Origin of the sequence: Mesorhizobium sp. M0340, from assembly GCF_040321535.1 — a bacterium.
In the GTDB taxonomy this organism is placed as follows: domain Bacteria; phylum Pseudomonadota; class Alphaproteobacteria; order Rhizobiales; family Rhizobiaceae; genus Mesorhizobium.
Window position 1 is genome coordinate 159,025 of record NZ_JAMYRR010000002.1, and the last position, 23,762, is coordinate 182,786.

General features: G+C 63.2%; 23 protein-coding genes. 17 read left to right on the forward strand and 6 right to left on the reverse strand.

Translation table 11 applies throughout. The features are described from left to right. Positions 1 to 6: 6 nt before the first annotated feature. From NKI79_RS03520 to NKI79_RS03535, 4 genes are read left to right on the forward strand one after another with little or no spacing between them, the layout of a single operon-like run. Positions 7 to 303, forward strand: coding sequence for a sarcosine oxidase subunit delta (locus tag NKI79_RS03520; protein WP_254816882.1), 297 nt, complete (start codon positions 7 to 9; stop codon positions 301 to 303). Beyond that, a complete protein-coding gene (locus NKI79_RS03525; protein ID WP_352799877.1) occupies positions 300 to 3,293 on the forward strand; it encodes a sarcosine oxidase subunit alpha in 2,994 nt (997 codons plus the stop codon). The genes NKI79_RS03520 and NKI79_RS03525 overlap by 4 nt, the downstream gene beginning before the upstream one ends. Further along, positions 3,286 to 3,864, forward strand: a complete 579-nt coding sequence (locus NKI79_RS03530; RefSeq protein WP_352799879.1) for a sarcosine oxidase subunit gamma — start codon at positions 3,286 to 3,288, stop codon at positions 3,862 to 3,864. The genes NKI79_RS03525 and NKI79_RS03530 overlap by 8 nt, the downstream gene beginning before the upstream one ends. Before the next feature lie 53 nt (positions 3,865 to 3,917). After that, on the forward strand, positions 3,918 to 4,142 hold the full coding sequence (locus tag NKI79_RS03535; RefSeq protein WP_352506379.1) for a hypothetical protein: 225 nt from the start codon (positions 3,918 to 3,920) through the stop codon (positions 4,140 to 4,142). Between the two features lie 101 nt (positions 4,143 to 4,243). Here the strand turns inward: NKI79_RS03535 and NKI79_RS03540 are convergent, their stop codons facing one another. Together NKI79_RS03540 and NKI79_RS03545 are read right to left on the reverse strand one after the other, a co-directional pair. Further along, positions 4,244 to 4,465, reverse strand: coding sequence for a DUF680 domain-containing protein (locus tag NKI79_RS03540; protein WP_352799882.1), 222 nt, complete (start codon positions 4,463 to 4,465; stop codon positions 4,244 to 4,246). Positions 4,466 to 4,660: 195 nt separating this feature from the next. After that, complete coding sequence (locus NKI79_RS03545; protein ID WP_352799885.1) at positions 4,661 to 5,302, reverse strand: TetR/AcrR family transcriptional regulator; 642 nt, start codon at positions 5,300 to 5,302, stop codon at positions 4,661 to 4,663. A 192-nt stretch (positions 5,303 to 5,494) separates the two neighbouring features. Between NKI79_RS03545 and NKI79_RS03550 the strand changes: the two genes are divergently transcribed. After that, positions 5,495 to 6,196 carry a hypothetical protein gene (locus tag NKI79_RS03550; RefSeq protein WP_352478158.1) on the forward strand — a complete coding sequence of 234 codons (702 nt, stop codon included), beginning with the start codon at positions 5,495 to 5,497 and terminating at the stop codon, positions 6,194 to 6,196. 26 nt (positions 6,197 to 6,222) lie between these two features. On the opposite strand, the gene NKI79_RS03555 is transcribed toward NKI79_RS03550, so the two are convergent. The 3 genes from NKI79_RS03555 to NKI79_RS03565 form a co-directional block, all read right to left on the reverse strand. Continuing rightward, complete coding sequence (locus NKI79_RS03555; RefSeq protein ID WP_031211357.1) at positions 6,223 to 6,717, reverse strand: MaoC family dehydratase; 495 nt, start codon at positions 6,715 to 6,717, stop codon at positions 6,223 to 6,225. 39 nt (positions 6,718 to 6,756) lie between these two features. After that, positions 6,757 to 7,572, reverse strand: coding sequence for an SDR family oxidoreductase (locus NKI79_RS03560; protein WP_352799888.1), 816 nt, complete (start codon positions 7,570 to 7,572; stop codon positions 6,757 to 6,759). A 518-nt stretch (positions 7,573 to 8,090) separates the two neighbouring features. Continuing rightward, positions 8,091 to 8,918 carry a MurR/RpiR family transcriptional regulator gene (locus NKI79_RS03565; protein ID WP_254816889.1) on the reverse strand — a complete coding sequence of 276 codons (828 nt, stop codon included), beginning with the start codon at positions 8,916 to 8,918 and terminating at the stop codon, positions 8,091 to 8,093. A 145-nt stretch (positions 8,919 to 9,063) separates the two neighbouring features. Here NKI79_RS03565 and NKI79_RS03570 point away from each other — a divergent pair, with 145 nt between their 5' ends. From NKI79_RS03570 to NKI79_RS03625, 12 genes are all read left to right on the forward strand, one after another. Further along, the gene (locus tag NKI79_RS03570) at positions 9,064 to 9,888 is read left to right on the forward strand and encodes an N-formylglutamate amidohydrolase (RefSeq protein ID WP_352799891.1); all 825 of its coding nucleotides are present in this window, start codon (positions 9,064 to 9,066) and stop codon (positions 9,886 to 9,888) included. Positions 9,889 to 9,909: 21 nt separating this feature from the next. After that, complete coding sequence (locus NKI79_RS03575) at positions 9,910 to 11,466, forward strand: amino acid permease (protein ID WP_254816891.1); 1,557 nt, start codon at positions 9,910 to 9,912, stop codon at positions 11,464 to 11,466. Between the two features lie 107 nt (positions 11,467 to 11,573). Continuing rightward, positions 11,574 to 12,944, forward strand: a complete 1,371-nt coding sequence (locus NKI79_RS03580; protein ID WP_352799894.1) for a glutamine synthetase family protein — start codon at positions 11,574 to 11,576, stop codon at positions 12,942 to 12,944. 180 nt (positions 12,945 to 13,124) lie between these two features. After that, complete coding sequence (locus NKI79_RS03585) at positions 13,125 to 14,513, forward strand: aldehyde dehydrogenase family protein (protein WP_352799897.1); 1,389 nt, start codon at positions 13,125 to 13,127, stop codon at positions 14,511 to 14,513. A gap of 17 nt (positions 14,514 to 14,530) precedes the next feature. Continuing rightward, positions 14,531 to 15,703: an iron-containing alcohol dehydrogenase gene (locus tag NKI79_RS03590; RefSeq protein ID WP_352478171.1), complete on the forward strand. Its 1,173-nt coding sequence runs from the start codon at positions 14,531 to 14,533 to the stop codon at positions 15,701 to 15,703. Between the two features lie 242 nt (positions 15,704 to 15,945). Further along, positions 15,946 to 17,052 (forward strand): ABC transporter substrate-binding protein, encoded by a 1,107-nt coding sequence (locus NKI79_RS03595; RefSeq protein ID WP_254816895.1) that lies wholly within the window; start codon positions 15,946 to 15,948, stop codon positions 17,050 to 17,052. A 64-nt stretch (positions 17,053 to 17,116) separates the two neighbouring features. After that, on the forward strand, positions 17,117 to 18,031 hold the full coding sequence (locus tag NKI79_RS03600) for an ABC transporter permease (protein WP_023675356.1): 915 nt from the start codon (positions 17,117 to 17,119) through the stop codon (positions 18,029 to 18,031). Continuing rightward, positions 18,028 to 18,819, forward strand: a complete 792-nt coding sequence (locus tag NKI79_RS03605) for an ABC transporter permease (RefSeq protein ID WP_352478173.1) — start codon at positions 18,028 to 18,030, stop codon at positions 18,817 to 18,819. The genes NKI79_RS03600 and NKI79_RS03605 overlap by 4 nt, the downstream gene beginning before the upstream one ends. 17 nt (positions 18,820 to 18,836) lie before the next feature. Then, positions 18,837 to 19,901 (forward strand): ABC transporter ATP-binding protein, encoded by a 1,065-nt coding sequence (locus NKI79_RS03610; protein ID WP_352799902.1) that lies wholly within the window; start codon positions 18,837 to 18,839, stop codon positions 19,899 to 19,901. 141 nt (positions 19,902 to 20,042) lie between these two features. After that, positions 20,043 to 21,593 carry a cation:proton antiporter gene (locus NKI79_RS03615; RefSeq protein WP_352799905.1) on the forward strand — a complete coding sequence of 517 codons (1,551 nt, stop codon included), beginning with the start codon at positions 20,043 to 20,045 and terminating at the stop codon, positions 21,591 to 21,593. Between the two features lie 89 nt (positions 21,594 to 21,682). Further along, positions 21,683 to 22,597 (forward strand): endonuclease/exonuclease/phosphatase family protein, encoded by a 915-nt coding sequence (locus NKI79_RS03620; protein WP_352799908.1) that lies wholly within the window; start codon positions 21,683 to 21,685, stop codon positions 22,595 to 22,597. Between the two features lie 7 nt (positions 22,598 to 22,604). Continuing rightward, entirely contained in the window at positions 22,605 to 23,450 is an 846-nt protein-coding gene (locus NKI79_RS03625) for an EamA family transporter (protein ID WP_023675361.1), read from the forward strand. Here the strand turns inward: NKI79_RS03625 and NKI79_RS03630 are convergent, their stop codons facing one another. Next, positions 23,451 to 23,762, reverse strand: a complete 312-nt coding sequence (locus NKI79_RS03630) for a Dabb family protein (RefSeq protein ID WP_352799911.1) — start codon at positions 23,760 to 23,762, stop codon at positions 23,451 to 23,453. It abuts the gene before it with no gap.

Here is a 23,762-nt window from a genome sequence, read left to right on the forward strand (position 1 = left end):
CCAACCATGCTTCTCATCCGCTGCCCCTATTGCGAGGAAGAGCGTCCGGAGCTCGAATTCCGCAACGCCGGCGAGGCGCATATTGCGCGTTCCCCAAACATCGCCGGCGAGAGCGACGACGATTTCGAAAAGTTCTTCTTCATCCGCTCAAATCCCAAGGGCATCATCTATGAGCGCTGGCGGCACATGCACGGCTGCGCGCGGTTCTTCAACGCCGTGCGCGACACCGTCAGCGACAGGTTCCTGATGACCTACAAGGCCGGCGAGCCGAAGCCCGTAAAGCTGCCGGGAGCCACCAAATGAGCGCGACATTCCGCATTGCCGGCGCCGGACGGCTCAAACAGGCAAAGATAGCTGGCTTCAGCTTCGATGGCCGTCCCTATACCGGTATCGAGGGCGACACGCTGGCCTCGGCGCTGCTTGCCAATGGCGTCCATCTTGTCGGCCGGTCGTTCAAGTATCACCGGCCGCGCGGCTTTCTGTCGGCCGGCGCCGAAGAGCCGAACGCGCTGGTCGAGATCAAACGCGACGCGGCACGCAAGACGCCGAACGTCCGAGCTACGGTGCAGGAGCTCTATGACGGGCTGACCGCACAGTCACAGAACCGCTGGCCGTCGCTCGCCTTCGACGTCGGCGCCGTCAGCAGTATCGCCTCGCCGATGCTTTCGGCCGGCTTCTACTACAAGACGTTCATGTGGCCGAAGACTGCGTGGAAAAACCTCTACGAACCAAAGATTAGGGCCGCCGCCGGCCTTGGCGTCGCTCCCGACCAGCCGGACCCCGACCATTATTCGGCGCGCTTCGCCCACTGCGATGTGCTGGTGCTGGGCGGCGGTGCCGCGGGTATCGCCGCGGCATTGGCCGCGGCTGAAACCGGGGCGCGTGTCATCCTTGCCGACGAGCAGGCGGAATTCGGCGGCAGCCTTCATTTCGAGAGCGGCGCCAGGATCGATGGCCAGGACGGTTTTGCCTGGGCGCAGTCCGCCGTCGCCAAGTTGAAGTCGATGGACAATGTCCGCGTGCTGCCGCGCACCACGGCGTTCGGCTATTACGCGCAGAATTTCGTCGGGCTGGTCGAGCGCGTCAGCGACCATCTGCAGAACCCCGGCCGCGACCTGCCGCGCGAGCGGCTGTGGCAGGTTCGTGCCAAACGGGTGGTGCTGGCGACCGGCGCCATCGAGCGGCACATGGTGTTTGCCGAAAACGACCGCCCCGGCATCATGCTGGCGTCGGCGGCGCGCACCTATCTCAACCATTACGGCGTCGCCGTCGGCAGGAATGTCGGCGTCTACACGGCAAACGATTCCGCCTACGCGGCGGCGATCGACCTGAAAAAGGCCGGCATCAACGTGGCGGCGATCATCGATCTGCGCGACAACCCGACCGGGCCGGTGATCGACGAGGCGAGGGCGCTCGGCATCGAGGTCAATTTCGGCCGCGCGGTGATACGCGCCGGCGGCAAATTGCGGGTGTCGTCGATGACCGTGCAGCCGAAGAATGGCGGCGGCGAACGCACCATACCGGTCGACGCGATCCTGATGTCGGCCGGCTGGACGCCGTCGGTGCACCTGTTCTCGCAATCACGCGGCAAGGTCGCCTTCAACGACGAGACCAAGCGCTTTGTGCCCGGAATTTATGCGCAGGACTGCGTCTCGGTCGGCGCCTGCAACGGCACCGACGGGCTGTCGGCGACCATCGACGAAGCCTACGCCGCCGGCGCCAAGGCGGCCAAGGACGCCGGCAGCAGGCCGGCCAAGGGCACCAAGCCGAAGGTCGACGCCGGCGAAAGCTGGTCGCGCGGCATGCTGGGTGCAGCACCCGGTGCCGGCGCCGACACGACGGTGAAGGCGTTCGTCGACTTCCAGAACGACGTCACCGCCAAGGACATCCGCCAGGCAGTGCATGAGGGCATGCGCTCGATAGAGCACGTCAAACGCTTCACCACCAATGGCATGGCGACCGACCAGGGCAAGACCTCCAACATGCACGGCCTGGCGATTGCCGCCGAGACGTTGGGCAAGCCGATCCCGCAGGTCGGGCTGACGACGTTCCGCGCGCCCTATACGCCGGTGACATTCGGCTCGATCGTCGGTCACGCGCGGGGTTCCCTGTTCGACCCGACCCGCAAGACGGCGATCCATCCCTGGGCCGAGCGCCAGGGCGCTGTATTCGAGGATGTCGGTCAGTGGAAGCGCGCCTGGTATTTCCCGAAGCCGGGCGAGGACATACATGCCGCCGTCGACCGCGAATGCGTCACGGTGCGCAAGACGGCCGGCCTGTTCGACGCCTCGACGCTGGGCAAGATCGAGGTGGTCGGGCCGGATGCGGCCAAATTCATGGAACTGCTCTACACCAATCCATGGGAAAAGCTCGAGCCCGGCCGCTGCCGTTATGGCATCATGCTGCGTGAGGACGGCTTCATCTATGACGACGGTGTCGTCGGCAGGCTTGCCCCCGACCGTTTCCATGTGACGACGACGACCGGCGGTGCGCCTCGGGTCATGAACCATATGGAAGACTATCTCCAGACCGAGTTCCCGCATCTTAACGTCTGGCTGACCTCGATCACCGAGCAATGGGCGGTGATTGCCGTGCAGGGACCGAAGTCTCGCGACATCATTGCGCCGCTGGTCGAGGGCATCGACATGTCGGATGAGGCGCTGCCGCATATGTCGGTGCGCGAAGGCCGGATTTGCGGCGTGCCGACCAGGCTGTTTCGCATGTCGTTCAGCGGTGAGCGCGGCTTCGAGGTCAACGTGCCGGCCGACTACGGCGAAGCGGTCTGGGAAGCGTTGTGGGCCGAGGGCCAGAAGCATGGCGCCTGTGCCTATGGCACAGAGTCTATGCATGTGCTGCGCGCCGAAAAGGGCTACATCATCGTCGGCCAGGATACCGACGGCACGGTGACGCCGAACGACGCCGGGCTCGACTGGGCGGTCGGCAAGAAGAAGACCGACTTCGTCGGCATTCGCGGCATGGCGCGGCCGGATCTGGTCGCCAAGGGCCGCAAGCAGCTTGTCGGCCTGAAGACCAGGGATCCCAAGGTGGTGCTGGAGGAGGGCGCGCAGATCGTCGCGGACCCGAAGCAGGCAATCCCGATGAAGATGATTGGCCATGTCACGTCGAGCTATTGGTCGCAAAATTGCGGCCGCTCGATCGCGCTGGGGCTGGTCGCCGGCGGCCGCGATCGCACGGGCGAGACGCTCTATGTGCCGATGCCGAACGGGGTGGTCGAGGTGGAGGTCACCGGCATGGTGTTCTTCGATGAGAAGGGGGAGCGCCTCAATGGCTAAGGCCGCCGTGAAAACCAACGCCGCCGGACCCTCAGTCGAGCGCCGTCCGGCTCTCGCCGGCCAGTCGCTTTCCGCCGCCGGCGTTACACTTGCCGTGCTGCCGCCGGCCGAGCGCATATCGTTGCGCGCGCCGGAAGCCTCGATTGCGGCACTTTCGAAAGCGCTCGGCGTCGTCCTGCCGCAAAGGCCGAAAACCTCGGCGGCAAAGGCCGGACGCACGGCCTTGTGGCTCGGGCCGGACGAATGGCTGGTCATTGACGAGAACGGAAAAGATCCGCTCGCCGACTGCGCCAGCATTTCCGTACTGCATTCGGCGGTCGGCATCTCGCACCGCAACGTCGCCATATCGGTTATCGGTCCGGCTGCCGCGGCGACGATCAATGCCGGCTGCCCGCAGGATCTGTCGCTCGACGCCTTTCCGGTCGGGGCGGCGTCGCGTAGCATTCTCGGCAAGGTCGAAATTGTGCTGTTGCGCACGGCGGCCGACGCGTTCCGCGTCGAATGCTGGCGTTCCTTTTCCGATTATGTCTTTACTTTTCTGTCCGAGGCAGCGCGCGACGCGGCAGCATAGGCATGTTCGCCGCGCCTGACCGTTCTGCGACAGCGAGCCGAGGGAGAATGCAAATGCCGCCGAACTCCGCGCCGAAGTCGCCGGTCAAGACGCCGGCCGTGCGCTCTTTTGAAGACGAGCAGCGCACTGGGACGGATATCGAAGAGGAACTCGAGGAAGGCCTCGAGGATACATTCCCGGCCAGCGATCCGGTGTCGATCACCGGAACGGCCATTCCCGGCGCACCAGCAAGACCCGGCAAGCGTAAAAACGTGGCGGGACAGAAGCGTAAGAAGTGATCTGCACGCCGCGATAAAGCAGGGCTGAAGCAGACAAGATCGGCGGCCGGAAATTCCTGCCGCCCTTTCGGTTCATCACCGCGTATTGTCGCCCGACCGGCTCAGAAGCTGCTTGGCACGATCCACGGGTCGATGCCGATGCCGAGCCTCGGGCCCTTGCTGCCGGCCTTGTGGGCCGCGGCGTCCGCCTTTTCAAGCGATCCGGTCGGCGCGCAATCGAGCTTTACATCGGCCTTGGTGTCGATGCAGGCCGCTTCTTGCTTGGCTGGCTGACTGCTGCCGGCAAATGCGGCGCCAGAGAGCGCCAGCAGGGCGGCGAGCATGAGAATTGCCTTTTTCATCGTCGGTCTCCGGTTCAGCTATTGAATTTCTCGTACGTGTACGGACTTGTGTACGGATACGCCCTGGACTCCCTGTGTTCAAGCAAAATCGTACGCGTACGGAGAATTGCCGAACGCTCGGCACCGCAGCGCAGATCGTTCGGAGAAGACCCTGCAGATCGGGAGGAGCGCCGCTCTTCAGGAGTTGACCGGCGGCGTGAGCGGCGCAATCTCGTGCGCGGCGATGGCTTCGAGCATGATGTCGCCGATCCGCGTGATGAACGTCGTCTGGTCGCCGAACGGGTAGAACGGGAAGGTGATCAGCAGCGAGATGGCGCCGTGGCCGACCGCCCACAGCATGGTGGCGATGGCGCGTGGATCGCCTTTGAGCCTGCCGGCGGCAACGCAGGCTTCGACCCTCGCGATCAGCACTTTCATCGCCGGGTTGCCGCTCTCCATTTCGGCGAAGGTCTTTCCGGCTGGCGGCCTGACTTTTTCGGTCATGAAGACGGTGCGGTATTCGTTGGGATTTTCCAGCCCAAAGGCGGCGTATTCGACAAGTACCGCCTTGAGCGCCTCGATCGGGTCGTCGGCCGTATGATTTGCGATGCGCCTGGCCAAGGTCTCGAATGCATCCTCGGCCAGCGCGAACAGGATGTCCTGCTTGTCGGCGAAATAGGAATAGACCGACATCGGCGCATAGCCAACGCGCTCGGCGAGCTTGCGGATGGTGAGGCCGTTATAGCCTTCTTCCTGGACAAGCTTGTGCGCGGCGTCGACCAGTTCGGAACGCAGTTCGGCCTTTTGTTTTTCGCGGCGCTCCTGGACGCTTAGCTGCAACTTTCTACTGCCTTATGACCGATGGCCGGATGCAGCATATATACGCTGTACGGCGTCGGGCAAGGGTGGCACGAAGCAGAAGCTTGACTGTCGCAATACCCATGTAACCCGGCAATAAAGCCGGCAACATCGGACTGTTACAGACAAAGACTAATTCGCGGCTCTGCAAGAATTTCGTTTCGGGAGGCCGTTATGACCGGAACTGAGCTCTCGTCCGGCGTGCCGGACGTGGACCCGCTTTCCCATCGCGCCAGGATGGCGCTCAGGCGCGTCGTCATGGTCGCATGGCTGGCGATCGCGCTCGGCTTTGCCATGGAAGCTCTCATTCTGACCGTCAGATTTGCGGCAGGTGCCTACCCCGCGACGACGCAGGTTCTGATCGAACTGGCGCAAGGCGTGACCTGGTCGTTCTTCGTCTGCGCCGGCGTCAGCCTCGGCACGGCACTCACCAAAGTGCGAGCCTCACTCGGCGGCTTGATCAGCGCGATTTCAGCGCCACTGGCGATGGGCATCGCCAAAGGGACGCAAAAGGTCATGGTCAGCGCGCTGGACGCGGCGGCAAAGCCGGCCATCCTGTCGCTCACGACGCTCGGTGTGCTGCGGGCGATCGAATACGGGCTGCTCGGCTGGATACTGGCGTCGCTGGCATCGAAGGAAGAACCGCGTCCGCTCCATTTCGCGCTGGCAGGCGCCCTGATAGGCGCGGTATTCGGCGGCGGCATCACGGTGCTGACGATCGAGACGGCCGCGGCAAATGACGCTGCTCTCGCACTGCCGCAGGCGATCGCAACCGGCCTCAACGAGATCGTGTTTCCAATCGGTTGCTCACTGGTCGTCTACATTGCGCTGCAGGTCAGCCGTCACATGAAGTACGTCGCGGCCGAAGCCAAATAGATTTAGGTCCCCAGGCGTTGGATACCTCAAACCGCTTCCGGTTGGCGTTCGATCAGCGTCAGCGTCAGCCAGCGCGCGGTCAGCGCCGGTTTTTTCGAGCCCTCGATCTCGATCGTCACGTCGTGCGCCGTCTGCACCCACCCCGACGGCCTGACCTTGACGTCGGCCAGCACGAAACGGGTGCGGATACGCGAGCCGGTCTTCACCGGCGCCAGGAAGCGTAGCGAATCGAAGCCGTGATTGACGCCCATCTTGCTGTTTTCCAGCGGCGGCATGGTTTCGAAGGTCATCGCCGACAACAGCGAAAGCGACAGGAAGCCATGCGCGATGGTGCCGCCGAACGGCGTTTCGCGGCTGGCGCGTTCAGGATCGCAATGGATGAACTGATGGTCGTCGGTGGCATCGGCGAACTGGTCGATCATGCGCTGGGTGACGACCCGCCATGGCGACACGCCGACTTCCTTGCCGACGTTGGCCAGAAGCACATCGAGACTGATCGGTTCCACGCTGATGTCCTCCATCTTCACCCCCGGCATTTCACTCGCCGGATGGCGTGCGTCTCATTCCTTGAATAATGTCAGCCCGTGTTGCACCGACTGCCCGCCATCGATCGGCAGGATGGCGCCGGTGACATAGCTACCGGCACGGCTGCACAAATAGAGCGTTGCGCCGGCAATGTCATCCGGTGCGCCGATGCGGCCGATCGGAACATGGTTGCCGACATGTCTTACCTGGTCCTCGGTGCCGGTGGCGAAGGCCGTCATCCGGCTCCGGAAAGGGCCAGGCGCAAAGGCGTTGACGGTGATGCGGCGGGCGGCGAATTCGCTCGCCAGGATGCGCGTCAAGTGGTGAACCGCGGCCTTCGAGGCCGAGTAGGAGTAGGCATCTTCGGCCAAAGGCTGCGTGCCCATCACCGATCCGAGGTTGATCACCCGGGCCGGGTCGGCATCGCTGGCGGCGGCTTCGAGCAGAGGCAGCAATTCGCGCGTCAGGTGGAAGACCGCCGTGACATTGACGCCGAACACCTTGGCCCAGGCATGGTAGGGAAAGCTTTCCAGCGGCGCGCCCCAGGAGATGCCGGCATTGTTGACCAGGATATGCAGCCGCTCCGTCCGCGCCCTGACCTCGGCCACAAGGGCCGCAATGGCGGCCTCGCTGGAGACGTCGGCGGCGAAACCCTCGGCCCGGCCGGATGCGCCAAGGCCGTTCAGTTCGCCGGCAACCCCGACGCAATCCTCGCCCTTGCGCGAGGCGATCATCACGGTGGCGCCGGCCTTGACCAGAGCGGTCGCCGCCATGCGCCCGATGCCGGTCGCGGCGCCGGTGACCAGCGCCGTCTTGCCGGCGACTGAGAACAGCTCGTCCAGATAACTCATCGATTTCCTCCGCGCAGTTCACCGCTGTTTGACTGATGGTTCAAGGAGCGGCTTCGCATCGACAAGGCTAGCCGAACTACGATTGTCCTTGCCACGCCAAAAGTATCCGGACTGCGGCGATGGCACGGTTTGCGGCTGAATGGTTAAGCCCGAACGGCAAGGTGGTCATTCGGCCGTGACATGGGTCGGATGAATGATGCAGCCGTCCCTCTAAGCGAGCACCTTGACCCCAGCGGTTCATTTCGCGCGTGAAGCAAGTCGTCATTACTCCTCCGCCAAGCCGCAGGCGGGTCTTGATGACGTGGGACGGTGGCCGAGCGATAGGGCAGGACTGACATTCGTTCGTGGACTGGAGCTATGCTTTCCCGGGGGAGCTGTGGGTAAGAAACAACGCATCGTCCTACTGGCAGCTGTTTTGGCGTCTGCCTTTGGCGTTTTGTTGCTGATCCTGATCCTGCAGATGGTCAGTTTTTTGGTTGATTAGGCACGGCCAGGAGCGTGCTTTCCAAAAGCCTGCGCTACCGCAGGCTTTCCAGCTCGCGGATGCGTTTGGCGCCGTCGGCCTCGAGCTGCCTTGTGACGGCGCCGATCAGCGCTTCGGCAACGACGAAAAGGGCGGCGGATGAGTCCCAGGCCGAAGGCACTGCGGTGCGCCCGGCGATGACGTGGCGGGCGAAGCGGGCGATCGGCGACAGCCACTGGTCGGTAAACAGCACGATCTGCACGCCGCGCTGGTTGGCGGTCTCGGCAAAGCGGACGAGGCTGTCCTGATAGCGCCTGATATCGAAGATCACCAGCACGTCTCGCTTGCCCATGTCGATCAGCCGGTCGCGCCAGACGCTTTCCTGGCCGGCGAGATGGAAGACGTTGGGTTTGATGATAGCAAGGTGGGCCGCCATATAGCGCGCCAGCGGATCGGTGAAGCGGCCGCCGATCAGGAATGTCTTGCCGCGCCGGTCGGCCAGCTTGGCGACGATGTCGGCAAGCTGCTTGTCCGAGAGATGCCGGAATGTCTCGCGCATATTGTCGAGCGTTGCCTCCAGCATCGGCGAGACGGCGCTGGCGCCCTGCGATGGCGGATTGAGCGTGCGCGAGGCCGGCGACTGCAATTGCGCCGCCAGCTCGTCTTGCAGCGTCGACTGGAATTCCGGATAGTTCTGGAAGCCGAGCCGGGCGACGAAACGCAGGATCGTCGGCGACGACACGCCGGCGGCAGCCGAGAATTCGGCGACCGTCTTCAGCCCGATCAGCGGATAGCTGGCGATCAGTGTTTGTGCAGCGCGCCGCTCGCCGGCCGGCATGGCGCCGATGCGGTCGGAGATCAGTTCGGCAATGCTGGAAACCATGTTTTCCCCCACCCTGGCCGTGCCGTTACCGCATTATTGAAATCGCGTTTGACAAAGCCGGCCAAACTGTATGAAATCATCCGCAGGGACGCAATGAGGCAAAATACGTAACATACGATACAGCGCTCCCCGGGGACAGCAGACAATGGAGACAGCACGGCCCGCCAGCCTTGCATCGCCTGAAACCGTAAGGGTGACGAACCCTGGCGGATCGAGCCCTTTCGTGCTGACCTGCGACCACGCCTCAAACTTCCTGCCACCGGAATTCGGAACGCTCGGCCTTGCCGCCGAGGATCTTTCCCGCCACATCGCCTGGGATCCCGGCGCCTTGCCGGTGGCGCGCCGCATGGCCGAGGCACTCGATGCGACGCTGGTCGAGACCTGCATCTCGCGGCTCGTTATCGACTGCAACCGGCCGCTCGACGCGCCGGACCTGATAGTGACGGTCAGCGCCAGCGAAAAAACCGTGGTCCCGGCCAACCAGGGACTTTCGGCCGACCAGCGGGAGGCGCGCATCGCGCTGGCGTGGCGACCGTTTCACGAGCGGATCGCGACGATCATCGACGAACGCCAGGCGGCCGGGCGGGAGACCAGGCTGGTCTCGATCCATTCCTTCACGCCGCTCTATAAAGGCAAAAGCCGGCCGTGGCACATCGGCATCATCCATGACGAGGACCGCCGGCTGGCGGTGCCGCTGATCGCGGCGCTGCAGCAGCTTGCCGGCGTCACCGTCGGCGTCAATGAACCCTATTCGCCGGCCGACCGGGTCTATTTCACGCTGGAACGCCATGCGCGCTCGCGCGGGCTGCCTTGCGCGATGATCGAAATCCGCAACGACGAGATCGCCGGCGCAGCCGGGCAGCGGAAATGGGCGGATTTGCTCGCGAGTATTTTTCTCAATCTGGAGCCCGAGGCGGCCAAGGCCTCCAGACCAAGCGCAGTCGGAAAGTCAGTTCAATCGGCCAGCTAAGAAACCAAAAGGGGACTAAAAATGGCAGCATCGGGCTACACTGAAGTTGACAAGGCGGAGGACGTAAAGGTTCTCCACAATATGGGCTATGCCCAGGAACTGGAGCGGCGCCTCAGTCGCTTTTCAAATTTCGCGGTCTCCTTTTCGATCATCTGCATCCTGTCCGGCGGCATCAACTCGCTGGCGCAGGCAACCTCCGGCTCCGGCGGCATCGGCATCGGCATTGGCTGGCTGGTCGGCTGTTTCGTTTCGCTGACCTTCGCTGTAGCGATGTCGCAGATCAGCTCGGCCTATCCGACCGCCGGCGGCCTCTATCATTGGGGCTCGATCCTCGGCAATCGCGGCACCGGCTGGGTGACGGCCTGGCTCAACCTGCTCGGGCTGATCACCGTGCTCGGCGCCATCAATGTCGGCACTTGGACGTTTTTCCTCGGCGCCTTCGGACCGGCGCTCGGCATCGAGGGTACGCTGACCAACCAGATGATCTTCCTGGTCATCATCACGGGCGCCCAGGCACTGATCAACCACCTCGGCATCAAGCTGACGGCCAAGCTGACCGACTTCTCGGGCTATCTGATCTTCTTCGGCTCGATCCTCATCGCGGTCGTCTGCCTGATCTCGGCCGAAACCTGGGATTTCAGCCGGCTGTTCACCTTCCACAATTATTCCGGCGATGCCGGGGCCGGTGTGTGGCCGTCGGTATCCAATGCCTGGGTGTTCGCGCTTGGCCTGCTGCTGCCGATCTATACGATCACCGGCTACGATGCGTCCGCGCATACTTCCGAGGAGACAATCAAGGCGGCGAGCTCCGTGCCGCGCGCCATGGTCATGTCGGTGATCTGGTCGGCCGTCTTCGGTTATCTGTTCCTCGCAGCCTTCGTGCTGATGATCCCGAACATGGACGATGCGGCCAAGCAGGGCTGGAACGTGTTCTTCTGGGCCTTCGACCAGCGCGTCAGCCCGGGCGTCAAGGAGTTCGTCTACCTCGTCGTCTTCCTGGCACAGCTGCTTTGCGGCCTCGCCACCGTCACCTCCGCTTCGCGTATGATCTTCGCCTTCTCGCGGGACGGCGGCCTGCCGGGTTCCTCGGCACTGGCCAAGGTCAGCCCGACCTACCGCACGCCGGTGGCGGCGATCTGGACGGCGTCGATCCTGTCCGTCCTGTTTGTCTGGGGCTCGACGCTGGTTTCAGTCGCAGGCACCTCGGCGTACACCATCGTCGTGTCGTGCACCGTCATCTTCCTGTTCCTCTCCTTCACCGTGCCGATCGTGCTCGGCATGCTGGCCTGGGGAACGCCGAAATGGGACAAGATGGGGCCGTGGAATATGGGGCGCGCCATTTTCATGCTGTTCGGCGTGCTTTCGATCCTGTCGATGCTCCTGATCTTCGTCATCGGCATCCAGCCGCCGAACGACTGGGCGCTCTACATCACCGTCGGCTTCTTCATCCTGACGGCGATCGTCTGGTTTGCCTTCGAGCGCAACCGCTTCCAGGGCCCGCCGCTCGGCGACATCATCGCGGCGCGCCAGGCAGCGATCAAGGCTGCGGAACAGGCCGTCGGCGAAACCGGCCACTGAGGCAAGTCCTCCAGCTATGGCCGGCGCTTTGCCGGCCATAGCTTCCCACATCTTCAAAGTGGTCTTTTTTACAGGCCCGAAACGACAAGCGCTGGAGTGCCAAAGGAATGGCCGGAAATTTCTCCTTCGATCAGTTGAAGCAAGCGGTCTCCAGCGGAGAGGTCGACACCGTGCTGGCCTGCATCGTCGACATGCAGGGACGGCTTGCGGGAAAGCGGTTCCTAGCCCGGTATTTCGTCGATTCCGCGCATGACGAGACGCATGGCTGCAACTACCTGCTGGCTGCCGACATCGATATGGAACCGGTGCCCGGCTACAAGGCGGCGAGCTGGTCGAAGGGCTATGGCGATTTCGTCATGAAGCCGGACCTTGCGACGCTGCGGCGTATCCCCTGGCTGGAGAAGACAGCGCTGGTGATCTGCGACGTGCTCGACCACCATACCCATGACGACCTGGCGCATTCGCCGCGCGCTATGCTGAAGAAGCAGGTCAAGCGGCTGCAGGAACGTGGCTATATCGGCTATTTCGCATCCGAGCTCGAATTCTATCTGTTCAGCGAAACCTATGATTCCGCCCGCAAGAAGCACTGGCAGGGCCTCGAGACGGCATCACCCTACGTCGGCGACTACCAGATCGGCATCACCACCAAGGAAGAAGGCGTCATGCGCCGGCTGCGCAACGAGATGGAGGCGGCCGGCATCCCGATCGAGAATTCGAAGGGCGAGTGGGGGCCAGGCCAGGAAGAGATCAATGTCCGCTACGCCGAGGCGCTCGACATGGCCGACCGCCACGTCATCCTGAAGAACGGCGCCAAGGAAATCGCCGAGTCCGAAGGCAAGGCGATCTCGTTCATGGCCAAGTACAATTACGGGCTCGCCGGCAATTCCAGCCACGTCCATAATTCGCTGTGGAGCGCCGACGGCAAGACGCCATTATTCTACGACAAAAATGCCGAGTGGACGCTGTCGACACTCGGCCAGCAATGGGCGGCCGGCCAGCTCAAATATGCCAAGGAATTCACCTGGTTCCTGGCGCCCTACATCAATTCCTACAAGCGCTTCCAGGCCGGCACCTTTGCGCCGACCAAGATCATGTGGAGCGAGGACAACCGCACCGCCGGCTTCCGTCTTTGCGGCGAGGGCACCAAGGGCATCCGCATGGAATGCCGCATCGGCGGCGCCGACCTCAATCCTTATCTCGCCTTCGCGGCACTGATCGCGGCCGGGCTTGCCGGCATCGATGAAAAGCTTGAACTGCAGAAGCCCTTCGTCGGCGACGCCTACCAGGCCTCGCAGCTGCCTGAAATTCCAAAGACACTGCGCGACGCCACCGCAACGCTGGCGGAATCGAAGATGCTGAGGCACGCGCTCGGCGATGATGTGCTGGAGCATTACATCCACACGGCACACTGGGAACAGTTCGAGTACGACCGCCGGATTACGGACTGGGAACTGCACAGGGGGTTCGAGCGGTATTGAATGGCTGGCAATGTCGGCGCCGCCCGCCCCTCACCTTTACCCTCTCGTGAAGAACGGGGAGAGGGGGTCGCCAGCGCTGGAGCTTGTCCCTTCTCCGTCACTATAGGCGGAAAGGTGCCGGCAGGCGGATGAGGGCGGCGTGACCAACGATAATTATTGTAGAATGCGAGGACCCAAGGCATGACCGAAACCGTGAAGATAAAATCCCCCGTCGACGGTTCGATCTATGCCGAACGGCCTCTTGCCACCGACCCGGCGATCGGTGCCGCGGTTGAGCGCGCCAAGGCGGCGCAGGAGAAGTGGGCGCAGACGCCGGTCGTCGAGCGCGGCAAATACATGCTTGCCATGCTTGAAGCGCTGGTGGCCATGACCGGCGAGATCGTGCCGGAGATCGCCTGGCAGATGGGCAGGCCGGTGCGCTATGGCGGCGAGTTCGGCGGCGTCAGGGAACGCGTCAGCTACATGGTCGAGATCGCCGAGGCGGCCTTGAAGCCGGTCATGGCCTCCAACCCGAAGGACGGCTTTCGCCGTTATGTGAAGAAGGTGCCACTCGGCGTGGTCATGGTGATCGCGCCTTGGAACTATCCCTATCTCACCGCCGTCAACACCATCGTCCCGGCGCTGATGGCCGGAAGCGCCGTCATCCTCAAGCACGCGGCGCAGACGCTGCTGGTCGGCGAACGTTTTCAGCAGGCGTTTGACACAGCAGGCCTGCCCAAGGGCCTGTTCCAGAACCTTGTCATGAACCACGCGCAGACCGAAAGGCTGCTCGGCTCCGGCAAGATCGACCATGTCAACTTCACCGGCTCGGTCGCCGGCGGCCGCGCCATTGAAAAGGCCACCGCGGGCACCTTCATGACGCTCGGCCTCGAACTCGGCGGCAAGGATCCGGCCTATGTGCTGCCGGACGCCAAGATGGACCATGCCGTTGCCAATCTGGTCGACGGCGCCTTCTACAATTCCGGCCAGTGCTGCTGCGGCATCGAGCGCGTCTATGTCCACGAGAAGGTCTACGATGAATTCGTCGAGGGCTTCATTGCCGAGACCAGGAACTACGTCGTCGGCAATCCGCTCGACCAGGCGACCACCATGGGGCCGATGGCGCAGGCGCGCTTCGCCGACCTGATCCGCGAGCAGAAGGCCGAGGCGTTGCGCAAGGGCGCCAGGGCACACATCAATATGAAGGTGGCCAACGACAGGCAAGGTTCGCCCTATCTGGCGCCGGAAGTGCTGACCCAGGTCGACCACCAGATGAGCGTCATGCGCGAGGAAAGCTTTGGGCCGATCGTCGGCATCATGAAGGTGCGCAACGACGAGGAAGCGATCGCGCTGATGAACGACAGCCCCTATGGGCTGACGGCCTCTATCTGGACGCGCGACATTGAGCATGCGACGGCGATCGGCGATCGTGTCGAGACCGGCACCGTGTTCATGAACCGCTGCGACTATCTCGACCCGGCGCTGGTCTGGACCGGCGTCAAGGACACCGGCAAGGGCGCGGCACTGTCGGCCATCGGCTACGACAATCTGACCAGGCCGAAATCATACCATCTGCGCGAAGCCATCTGACTTTTCGAAAGACAAAAATGACAAAACTCGTTTCCAAATGGAATTACCCGACGACCGTCCGCTTCGGCGCCGGACGCATCAAGGAGCTGCCGGAGGTGCTGGCGGCGACCGGCATCAAGCGGCCGCTGTTCGTTACCGACCCGGGACTGGCCAAACTGCCGGTGGTGGCTTCGACGCTGAAAATACTGGACGACGCCAAGGTGCCGCATGGCGTGTTTTCCGAGGTCAAGCCGAACCCGGTCGATTCCAACCTGACCGCCGGCATCGCCGTGTTCAAGCAGGGCAAGCATGACGGCGTCATCGCCTTTGGCGGCGGCTCGGCGCTCGACCTCGGCAAGCTGATCGCCTTCCAGGCCGGGCAGACACGCCCGGTCTGGGATTTCGAGGATGTCGGCGACTGGTGGACGCGCGCCGATGCCGATGCGATCGCGCCGATCATCGCGGTGCCGACCACGGCCGGCACCGGCTCGGAGGTCGGTCGCGCCGGCGTCATCACCAATGAGGCGACCCACACCAAAAAGGTCATCTTCCATCCCAAACTCTTGCCGGCGATCGTCATTGCGGATCCGGAGCTGTCGGTGGGCATGCCCGGTTTCATCACCGCCGGCACCGGCATGGATGCGCTTGCCCATTGCCTCGAAGCCTATTGTGCGCCGGGCTATCACCCGATGGCCGACGGCATCGCGGTGGAAGGCATCAGGCTGGTCTTCGAAAACCTGCCGAAAGCCTATGCCAACGGCAAGGATCTAGTCGCCCGCGCCAACATGATGAGCGCGGCCGCCATGGGGGCCGCCGCCTTCCAGAAAGGGCTTGGCGCGATTCATTCGCTGTCGCATCCGATCGGCGCGCTCTACGACACCCACCACGGCATGACCAACGCCGTGTTCATGCCCTATGTGCTGGCCTTCAATCGCGAGGCGATCGAGCCGCGCATCGCCCGGCTCGCCGCCTATTGCGGCATCAAGGGCGGCTTCGACGGTTTTGCCAAGGCGATCATCAAGCTGCGCAAAGAGCTCAAGGTGCCGCATGCGCTGCCCGGCCTGATCAAGGGGCTCGACATGGACAAGAAGCGCAAGGGCCTGATCGCCGACATGGCGGTGGTCGACCCGACCGCCGGCGGCAACCCGGTCAAGCTGACCAAGAAGGCGGCGCTGACGCTGCTCGAAAACGCCATCGCCGGCGCCGTCTGAGACAACTTCCGCATTGGAAATCCACTTTGGAAAAGAGGCGAAGAAAGGGGGAAAGGATGAACGGCAAGGCCGAAACTAGTTAGCCGGAAAAATAGCCGCGTAGCGATTGCTACAGCCGGTTAAAAAGAGTTTACTTTTTCGTACTGCAGGGCATCGCTTTCACAAAGCTTTCATCTGGCTGTCACACGAAAACGATACCGCATCGCAGGCGTCCAACGGCGTCAGTTCAACGGAGAGAACACATGTTCAAATTCACGGGAAAACTGCTTTCCCTTACGGCCGTCGCCCTGATGGCGACCTCTGCCATCTCGTCGGCCCAGTCCATGGATGAACTGGTCGCCGCAGCCAAGGCTGAAGGCCAGCTCACGACCATCGCGCTGCCGCATGACTGGTGCGGCTATGGCGCCGTCATCGACGGCTTCAAGGCGAAGTACCCGGAAATCACCATCAACGAACTCAACCCCGATGCCGGCTCCGGCGACGAGGTCGAGGCGATCAAGGCCAACAAGGACAACAAGGGCCCGCAGGCGCCCGACGTTATCGACGTCGGCCTGTCCTTCGGCCCGACCGCAAAGAAGGATGGCCTGATCCAGGCTTATAAAGTATCGACCTGGGACTCGATCCCGGACAGCGCCAAGGATGCCGAAGGCTTTTGGACCGGCGACTACTACGGCGTGCTTTCGTTTCTGGTGAACAAGGACCTGGTCAAGGAAGCGCCGGCCGACTGGGCCGACCTGCTGAAGCCGGAATTTGCCAATACCGTGGCGCTCGCCGGTGACCCGCGTGCTTCGAACCAGGCCATCCAGGCCGTCTATGCCGCCGGCCTTTCCAGCGGTGCGGCCGCCGGCGAAGCCGCCGGCACGGCTGGTCTCGACTTCTTCAAGAAGCTCAACGCCGCCGGCAATTTCGTGCCGGTCATTGGCAAGCCCGCGACGCTTGCCCAAGGCCAGACGCCAATCCTGGTGACCTGGGATTATAACGCGCTTGCCGGCCGCGATACGCTGAAGGGCAATCCGCCGGTCGACGTCGTCGTGCCGAAGACCGGTGTCGTCGCCGGCGTCTATGTTCAGGCGATCAGCGCCTATGCGCCACACCCGAATGCTGCCAAGCTATGGCTGGAATATCTCTATTCCGACGAAGGCCAGATCGGCTGGCTGAAGGGCTATTGTCACCCGATCCGCTTCAACGACCTCGCCAAGAATGGCAAGCTCCCGGCTGACGTGATGGCCAAGCTGCCGCCGGCCGAGTCCTATGCAGCCGCGGTGTTCCCGACGCTCGACGAGCAGGGCAAGGCCAAGGAAGCCATCACCAAGAACTGGGATGCCGTCGTCGGCGCCAACGTCAAGTAAGACTTGAGATCAGCCGGGCGGCTTAGATCGCCGCCCGGCATACCTCCAGGACGGTAGCCGGCGCATGACCGATATCTCGTTGTCCGATCACGCTGTTGCCGGGAAGACCGCGCCTCCTGCCGACGCCCGCAGCATGAGGCTGCCGACACAATGGCTTGGCGTTGCGCCTTTCTTCATCTTCGCCATCATGTTCCTGATCCTGCCCACGCTCTATCTGATGCTGGGCGCATTCCGGAACGATGCCGGCGAATTCACTTTCGAAAACATAGCGGCCTTGGCGCAGCCGTCGATCGTTGCCGCCTACTGGATCTCAATCAAGGTCAGCCTCGCCTCGTCGCTGATCGGTGCTTTCGCGGGGCTTGCCATTGCCATCGCCATCGTGCGCGGCGGGCTGCCGGAATGGATACGCTCGGCGACACTGACCTTCTCCGGCGTGGCCTCCAATTTTGCCGGCGTGCCGCTGGCCTTCGCCTTTCTCGCGACGCTCGGCCGGCTCGGGCTCGCCACGGTGCTGCTCAACGTCTTGGTCGGCTTCAACATTTATGCCCATGGTTTCAACATTCTGTCGTTCTGGGGCCTGACACTGACCTATGTCTATTTCCAGATCCCGCTGATGGTGGTGATCATCGTGCCAGCGATCGACGGGCTGAAGAAGGAATGGGGCGAAGCGGCGGCAACGCTTGGCGCGACCCAGGCGCAGTTCTGGCGTATGGTCGTCATTCCGGTGATCTGGCCAAGCTTCCTCGGCACCGTCATCCTCTTGTTCGCCAACGCCTTCGGTGCCATCGCCACCGCTTACGCTCTGACCGGCTCCTCGCTTAACATCGTCCCTATCCTGCTCTACGCGCAGATCCGCGGTGACGTGCTGCACAATGCCCATCTCGGCTATGCCATTGCCTTCGGTATGATCGTCATCACCGGGCTTGCCAATGTCTTCTACATCTGGTTCCGGACGCGCTCGGAAAGGTGGCTTAAATGAAGAGCGGACGTTTCTGGGCCTGGGTCGTCTTCGCGCTGGGCGCTGCCTACTTCTTCATTCCGCTTATCGCGACGGTGGAATTTTCCATGCGCATGCGGCGCGGCGCCTATTCCTTCGATGCGTACAAAGTCGTGTTTGGCGACCCCCGTTTCCAGGCGACCTTCGGCTATTCCGTACTCGCTGCTGTTTTCACCATCATTCTCGGCGTGCTGATCGTGGTGCCTACCGCTTATTGGATCCGTCTGCGGATGCCGCAGCTCAGGCCCGTCGTCGAGTTCATCACGCTGCTGCCGCTGGTCATTCCCGCCATCGTCATCGTCTTCGGCTACATTAGAATGTACGGGTCGAACTCACCGCTGCCGTTCCTGGGCAGCGAGACAGGAGCCAATGCCTTGCTGGTCATCGGGTATGCGACGCTGGCGCTGCCCTATATGTATCGCGCCGTCGACACCGGACTTCGCACGATCGACGTGCGGACACTGACCGAGGCGGCGCAGATTCTCGGCGCCGGCTGGGGCACGATCATCACCCGGGTCATCCTGCCCAATGTGCTGATCGCGGTGCTGTCGGGCGCCTTCCTGACCTTCGCCATCGTGATAGGCGAATTCACCATGGCCAGCCTGCTCAACCGGCCTGCCTTCGGACCCTATCTGCAGAACGTCGGCGCCAACCGGGCCTACGAGCCGGCGGCGCTTGCCATCATCGCCTTCGCCATCACCTGGGGCTGCATGTCGCTGATCCAGATCCTGTCGCGTTTCGCGCCGCGATCGGCGAACCGGCCGAACTGACCCGAAAGAAGAAAGCCATGGCCGAGCCATTCCTCTCAATCCAGCATGTGCGAAAATCCTTCGGCCCCATCACCGTGGTGCAGGATTTCAACCTCGACGTCGAGCCGGGCGAATTCGTCTCTTTCCTTGGGCCATCGGGCTGCGGCAAGACGACGGTGCTGCGCATGGTCGCTGGTTTCGAAGAGCCGTCCGCCGGCAAGATCGTCGTGGCCGGCAAGGACATCACCCGGCTGAAGCCCAATCAGCGCAATGTCGGCATGGTGTTCCAGGCCTATGCGCTGTTTCCGAACCTCACCGTGGCGCAGAATATCGGCTTCGGGCTGAAGGTCGCCGGCATGCCAAAGGCCGATGCCGACAGGCGCATTGCCGAAATGCTCGATATCATCAAGCTGCCGCAGATGGGCGACCGCTATCCCTACCAGCTTTCCGGCGGCCAGCAGCAGCGCATCGCGCTGGCGCGGGCAATTGCGCCGAAGCCGAAGCTGTTGCTGCTCGATGAGCCGCTATCGGCGCTCGACGCGAAGGTGCGCGTGTCGCTGCGCGAGGAAATCCGCTCGATCCAGAAGAAGCTCGGCATCACCACCATCTTCGTCACCCACGACCAAGAAGAGGCGCTGTCGATCTCCGACCGCATTGCCGTCATGTATGGCGGCAAGGCCGAGCAAGTAGGCACGCCGTTCGAGATCTACAACCGGCCGGCAACCAAATTCGTTGCCAATTTCGTCGGCACGCTGAACGTGCTTGAAGGCACGGTCACCGACGCGGCTTCGGGCAAGGTGCGCGTCAATTCGCAAGAGGTTTCGCTCAAGGGCAAGCTCAACGGCTCGAAACCCGGCGACACGCTGTCGTTGGCACTGCGTCCGGAAGCGATTTCGCTCGGCCGCCACCCCGGCCGCGACTCCAGCCTTTCGGGCGAAATCGCCGAGGTGCATTTCCTCGGCTCGGTCATCCGGGTGCGCGTCGGTATCGGCGGCAGCACGGTCTCGCTCGACACGTTCAACAGCCCGGCCACGCCGCCGCCAGCCGTCGGCGAAAAGGCCGAGATTTCGTTCTCGTCGGGCGACATGCTGGTGCTGCATTAGGGGAAGAGGGAATAGTGAATGGTGAGCAAGCGCTTTACGCGCCGAAATTCCTCTGCACGCAGCCATTCACCATTCACGAGCAGCCAAAGCCGTTGCCGTTTTTGCAGTGCCAATCGCCCGGCTTCACCGCTACGATAAGGCATGGCGCTTTTTGAACTCACCCTTGTCCTGCTTCTCATCGCGGTCGTCCTGACCGCGCTGTCGCGGCGTCTGCAGATTCCCTATCCTTCATTGTTGGCGCTGGCCGGCGCTGGCATCGCCTTCCTGCCGTTTGCCCCGACCATCGAGATCGACCCGGAGCTGGCGCTCGCTCTGTTCATCGCGCCGGTTCTGCTCGACGCGGCCTACGACACGTCGCTGCGCGATCTCAACCGCTACAAGGTTTCGCTCATCCTGCTGGCGCTTGGCGCCGTCATCTTCACCACGGTGGCGGTCGCTCTGGTGGGCTGGACGATGGCAGGCCTGCCCGTCGCCGCCGCCATAGCGCTTGGCGCGATTGTGGCGCCGCCCGATGCGGTGGCAGCGGCGGCCGTGCTCGGGCAGTTCAAGGTACCGCACCGCATCACCGCCATCCTGGAAGGCGAGAGCCTTCTCAATGACGCGACGGCACTGCTGATCTACCGAATGTCGGTTTCCGCAGCCGCCGGCTCCATCCTATTGAGCAGTGCCATACCAATGATCCTGCTGTCGACGGTCGGCAGCCTTGCCGCAGGCTATGTGCTAGGCCGGTTGTCTCTCGCCATACTCGGCCGTATCGACGATCCGGCGAGCGGCACCGTGGTGCAATTCGCCTCAACCTTTGGCGTCTGGATCCTGGCCGACAGGATAGGGCTGTCCGCCATCATCACGATCGTCGTCTATGCCATGACGATCGCCCGTACATCGCCGCGCCGCATGCCGGCAAGGAATCGTGTCAGCTCCTACTCGGTCTGGGAGACGGCGGTGTTCGTGCTCAACGTCCTGGCCTTCGTCCTGATGGGCCTGCAAGCGCGATCGATTGTCGGTCGACTTGCCGAGCAAGGACAAAGCGAGGCGTTCGTCTTTGCCCTGGCGGTGCTGGCCATTGTCATCGTATCGCGGCTCGTCTGGGTGCTGGGCTGCGGCGCGATCCTCAGAGCGCTGGCACGTCTGGGCGACGAGGACAGGCGGAAGGACGCGCCGACATTTCGCGGCGGCGTGCTTATCGGCTGGTGCGGCATGCGCGGCCTGGTGACGCTTGCGGCAGCCTTCGCCTTGCCGGCCGACTTTCCGGGCCGTGATCCGATCGTGCTCGCCGCTTTCACGGTCGTGCTCGGCACGCTGGTGCTGCAAGGCGTCAGCCTGAAGCCGTTGCTGAGTGTGCTCAATCTCAAGCCCGACCAAACGGTCGACCGGGAGGTGGCGCAGGCGCGCGTCGCCATCATGCAGGCTGCGCTCGACGTGCTCAGCAGCAAGACGTCGAGCGCCGCGGGGGCGGTGCGCGAGCAATATGCCGCCCAGCGAGCCATCGCCGAGAACCCGGAGGATGCCCAGGCGGCGACCGAGTATGACAGGTTGCGTCTTTATGCCATCAAGAGCCAGCGCGATGCGCTGGAGCGCCTGCGCATCGACGGAACGATCGGCGACGAGGCCTACCACCGCCTCGAGGAAGAGATCGACTGGTCGGAACTGGCGGCATCCCCGCCCGGGCGGTTTCAGCCACTGACGACTTAGCATCTGGCCCAAGCTCCCTCCGTCCGGCTGCACATTGCAACCAATCCACCGAACGGCTACTGCCAGCAGGAAACTGAGCCGGATAAGCAATGAAGCTGGTCAGCTATAACATCCAGTACGGCTTCGGCGGCGATGGCCGCTACGATCTGGCGCGTTGCGCCAAGGTCGTCGCCGGTGCCGACATCATCGCCTTGCAGGAAGTCGAGCGGCACTGGTTACGCAGCAACGAGGACGACCAGCCGGAACTTCTTTCGCGATTGCTGCCTGACTACCATTGGGTCTACGGCCCGGCATTCGACATGGATGCCAGCCACAGGCGTGAAGGCCGCATCGTCAACCGGCGGCGGCAATTCGGCACCATGGTTCTGTCGAAGCTGCCGATCGTCTGGTCGCGGCTGCACGCGCTGCCGCTCAGGCGCACGCTGCGTCCGCTCAACACCCGCAACGCCGCACTCGAATGCATGATCCGCACCCCTGCCGGCCCGGTGCGGTTCTTTTCGCTGCATCTGGCGCATATCGCGGCCGAGGAGCGGCTGGAGCAGATCGACTATTTGCTGGCCGAGCATCGCCGCGCGCGGTCCGAGGGCGGCCCATGGAGCGGCGCCGACGACGAGCCGGCGCGCAACTGGAGCAATGGCGAACAGGAGCCAGAAAACCCCGTAGCGGCGATCTGGTTGGGCGACTTCAATATGGAGCCGGGTAGCGCCGAGTACCGCCGCATCGTCGGCAGCGCGCCCTATCATCGCGGTGCCGCCTATCTCGACGGTTTTGTCGACGCCGCCGCCGTCGCCCGCGAACCGACGTCGGACTTCCACACCCATGTGAAGACCATCGACGGCAGGATCGCAAAGCGCCGGCTCGACCATTGCTTCGTCGGCGGCATGTTTGCCGGGCGCGTGCGATCGGTCAGCGCCGATATCGGCCAAGTCGCCTCCGATCATTTTCCGCTCTGGGTCGATATCGACCTGGAGACGCCTATCGCCATAGGGACGGGCGGCGGATGAACCGCCGATGAGCCTGTTTGTCTTTTTCGCGGTGCTCGCCGCCGCTTCCATGCATGCGATCTGGAATGCGCTGGTCAAGGTCCATCTCGACCGTTTCCTGTCGATAACGCTGATGACGCTCGGCATGGGTGCCGCCGCGCTGGTGACGTTGCCCTTCGTCGAGGTGCCGAAGCCGGAAGTGTGGCCATACATCCTCGCCTCGGTTGTCTTCCACATGGGCTACAGGACGTTCCTGATCGGCGCCTACAAGGCCGGCGATTTCGCCCAGACCTATCCGCTGGCGCGCGGCACCGCGCCCTTGCTGGCCGCTTTGGGGGGCGTTGTGGTGGTTGCCGAGATGCCGGCGCCGCTCGCCATTCTCGGCATTCTCTTGTTGTCGGCGGGCACGCTGGTGCTGTCGTTTCGCGGCGGCGCGCATCTGGAGAAATTGAACTTGCGCGCTGTCGGTTTCGCGTTGGGCACATCGATCTTCATCGCCAGCTATACGCTGTCAGACGGCAGCGGCGCGCGGCTGGCCGCCACCGCATCGAGCTATGCGGCCTGGCTGTTCGTCTGCGATGCGCTGTGGGCGCTGGTGCTTTGCGTCGTCTTTCGCGGCCCACAGGCGCTGCCGGTACTGGCCCGCGACTGGAAGGCAGGAATCTATACCGGCGTGCTCAGCGGCGGCGCCTACTGGATCGTGATGTGGGCGATGACCAAGGCGCCGATCGCCTCGGTGGCGTCGCTGCGCGAAACATCGATCCTGTTCGCCATGATGATCTCGGTGTTCGCGCTCGGCGAGAAGATGACGGCATGGCGAGGTGCCGCGGTGCTTAGCATCGTTGCCGGCGTCGTTGCGCTGAGAATGGGATAGTCACGCGATCTCCAGGTCGAACACCATCAGGCCGTCCGTGCCGCCTTCGAGCGCCGCCACCAGCCGGGTGCCGGCTCGCTGATGCGCTTCATGCACGAGATGGGCATCGCGCGTGGCGGCATCGCGAAAGTCGATGGTGAAGCCGTGCGTGAAGCCGCGGGCGAAGGGTTCGGGGCTGGTGTTGGCGCTGAATTCGACCTTGCCCATGCCGTCGATCATCGACCGCAACGCTTCGAGATCGGCATGGATCGCCGCCCGCTCGGCGTTAGCGACATCGTTGCGGAATCTGACGAAAACACAGTGCCGGATCAT

Excerpts from the sequence above, each read along its gene's own strand:
- NKI79_RS03520 (WP_254816882.1), top strand. The coding sequence starts at position 7 with ATGCTTCTCATCCGCTGCCCCTATTGCGAGGAAGAGCGTCCGGAGCTC.
- NKI79_RS03525 (WP_352799877.1), top strand. The coding sequence starts at position 300 with ATGAGCGCGACATTCCGCATTGCCGGCGCCGGACGGCTCAAACAGGCA.
- NKI79_RS03530 (WP_352799879.1), top strand. The coding sequence starts at position 3,286 with ATGGCTAAGGCCGCCGTGAAAACCAACGCCGCCGGACCCTCAGTCGAG.
- NKI79_RS03535 (WP_352506379.1), top strand. The coding sequence starts at position 3,918 with ATGCCGCCGAACTCCGCGCCGAAGTCGCCGGTCAAGACGCCGGCCGTG.
- NKI79_RS03540 (WP_352799882.1), bottom strand. The coding sequence starts at position 4,465 with ATGCTCGCCGCCCTGCTGGCGCTCTCTGGCGCCGCATTTGCCGGCAGC.
- NKI79_RS03550 (WP_352478158.1), top strand. The coding sequence starts at position 5,495 with ATGACCGGAACTGAGCTCTCGTCCGGCGTGCCGGACGTGGACCCGCTT.
- NKI79_RS03555 (WP_031211357.1), bottom strand. The coding sequence starts at position 6,717 with ATGGAGGACATCAGCGTGGAACCGATCAGTCTCGATGTGCTTCTGGCC.
- NKI79_RS03560 (WP_352799888.1), bottom strand. The coding sequence starts at position 7,572 with ATGAGTTATCTGGACGAGCTGTTCTCAGTCGCCGGCAAGACGGCGCTG.
- NKI79_RS03565 (WP_254816889.1), bottom strand. The coding sequence starts at position 8,918 with ATGGTTTCCAGCATTGCCGAACTGATCTCCGACCGCATCGGCGCCATG.
- NKI79_RS03570 (WP_352799891.1), top strand. The coding sequence starts at position 9,064 with ATGGAGACAGCACGGCCCGCCAGCCTTGCATCGCCTGAAACCGTAAGG.
- NKI79_RS03575 (WP_254816891.1), top strand. The coding sequence starts at position 9,910 with ATGGCAGCATCGGGCTACACTGAAGTTGACAAGGCGGAGGACGTAAAG.
- NKI79_RS03580 (WP_352799894.1), top strand. The coding sequence starts at position 11,574 with ATGGCCGGAAATTTCTCCTTCGATCAGTTGAAGCAAGCGGTCTCCAGC.
- NKI79_RS03585 (WP_352799897.1), top strand. The coding sequence starts at position 13,125 with ATGACCGAAACCGTGAAGATAAAATCCCCCGTCGACGGTTCGATCTAT.
- NKI79_RS03590 (WP_352478171.1), top strand. The coding sequence starts at position 14,531 with ATGACAAAACTCGTTTCCAAATGGAATTACCCGACGACCGTCCGCTTC.
- NKI79_RS03595 (WP_254816895.1), top strand. The coding sequence starts at position 15,946 with ATGTTCAAATTCACGGGAAAACTGCTTTCCCTTACGGCCGTCGCCCTG.
- NKI79_RS03600 (WP_023675356.1), top strand. The coding sequence starts at position 17,117 with ATGACCGATATCTCGTTGTCCGATCACGCTGTTGCCGGGAAGACCGCG.
- NKI79_RS03605 (WP_352478173.1), top strand. The coding sequence starts at position 18,028 with ATGAAGAGCGGACGTTTCTGGGCCTGGGTCGTCTTCGCGCTGGGCGCT.
- NKI79_RS03610 (WP_352799902.1), top strand. The coding sequence starts at position 18,837 with ATGGCCGAGCCATTCCTCTCAATCCAGCATGTGCGAAAATCCTTCGGC.
- NKI79_RS03615 (WP_352799905.1), top strand. The coding sequence starts at position 20,043 with ATGGCGCTTTTTGAACTCACCCTTGTCCTGCTTCTCATCGCGGTCGTC.
- NKI79_RS03620 (WP_352799908.1), top strand. The coding sequence starts at position 21,683 with ATGAAGCTGGTCAGCTATAACATCCAGTACGGCTTCGGCGGCGATGGC.
- NKI79_RS03625 (WP_023675361.1), top strand. The coding sequence starts at position 22,605 with ATGAGCCTGTTTGTCTTTTTCGCGGTGCTCGCCGCCGCTTCCATGCAT.
- NKI79_RS03630 (WP_352799911.1), bottom strand. The coding sequence starts at position 23,762 with ATGATCCGGCACTGTGTTTTCGTCAGATTCCGCAACGATGTCGCTAAC.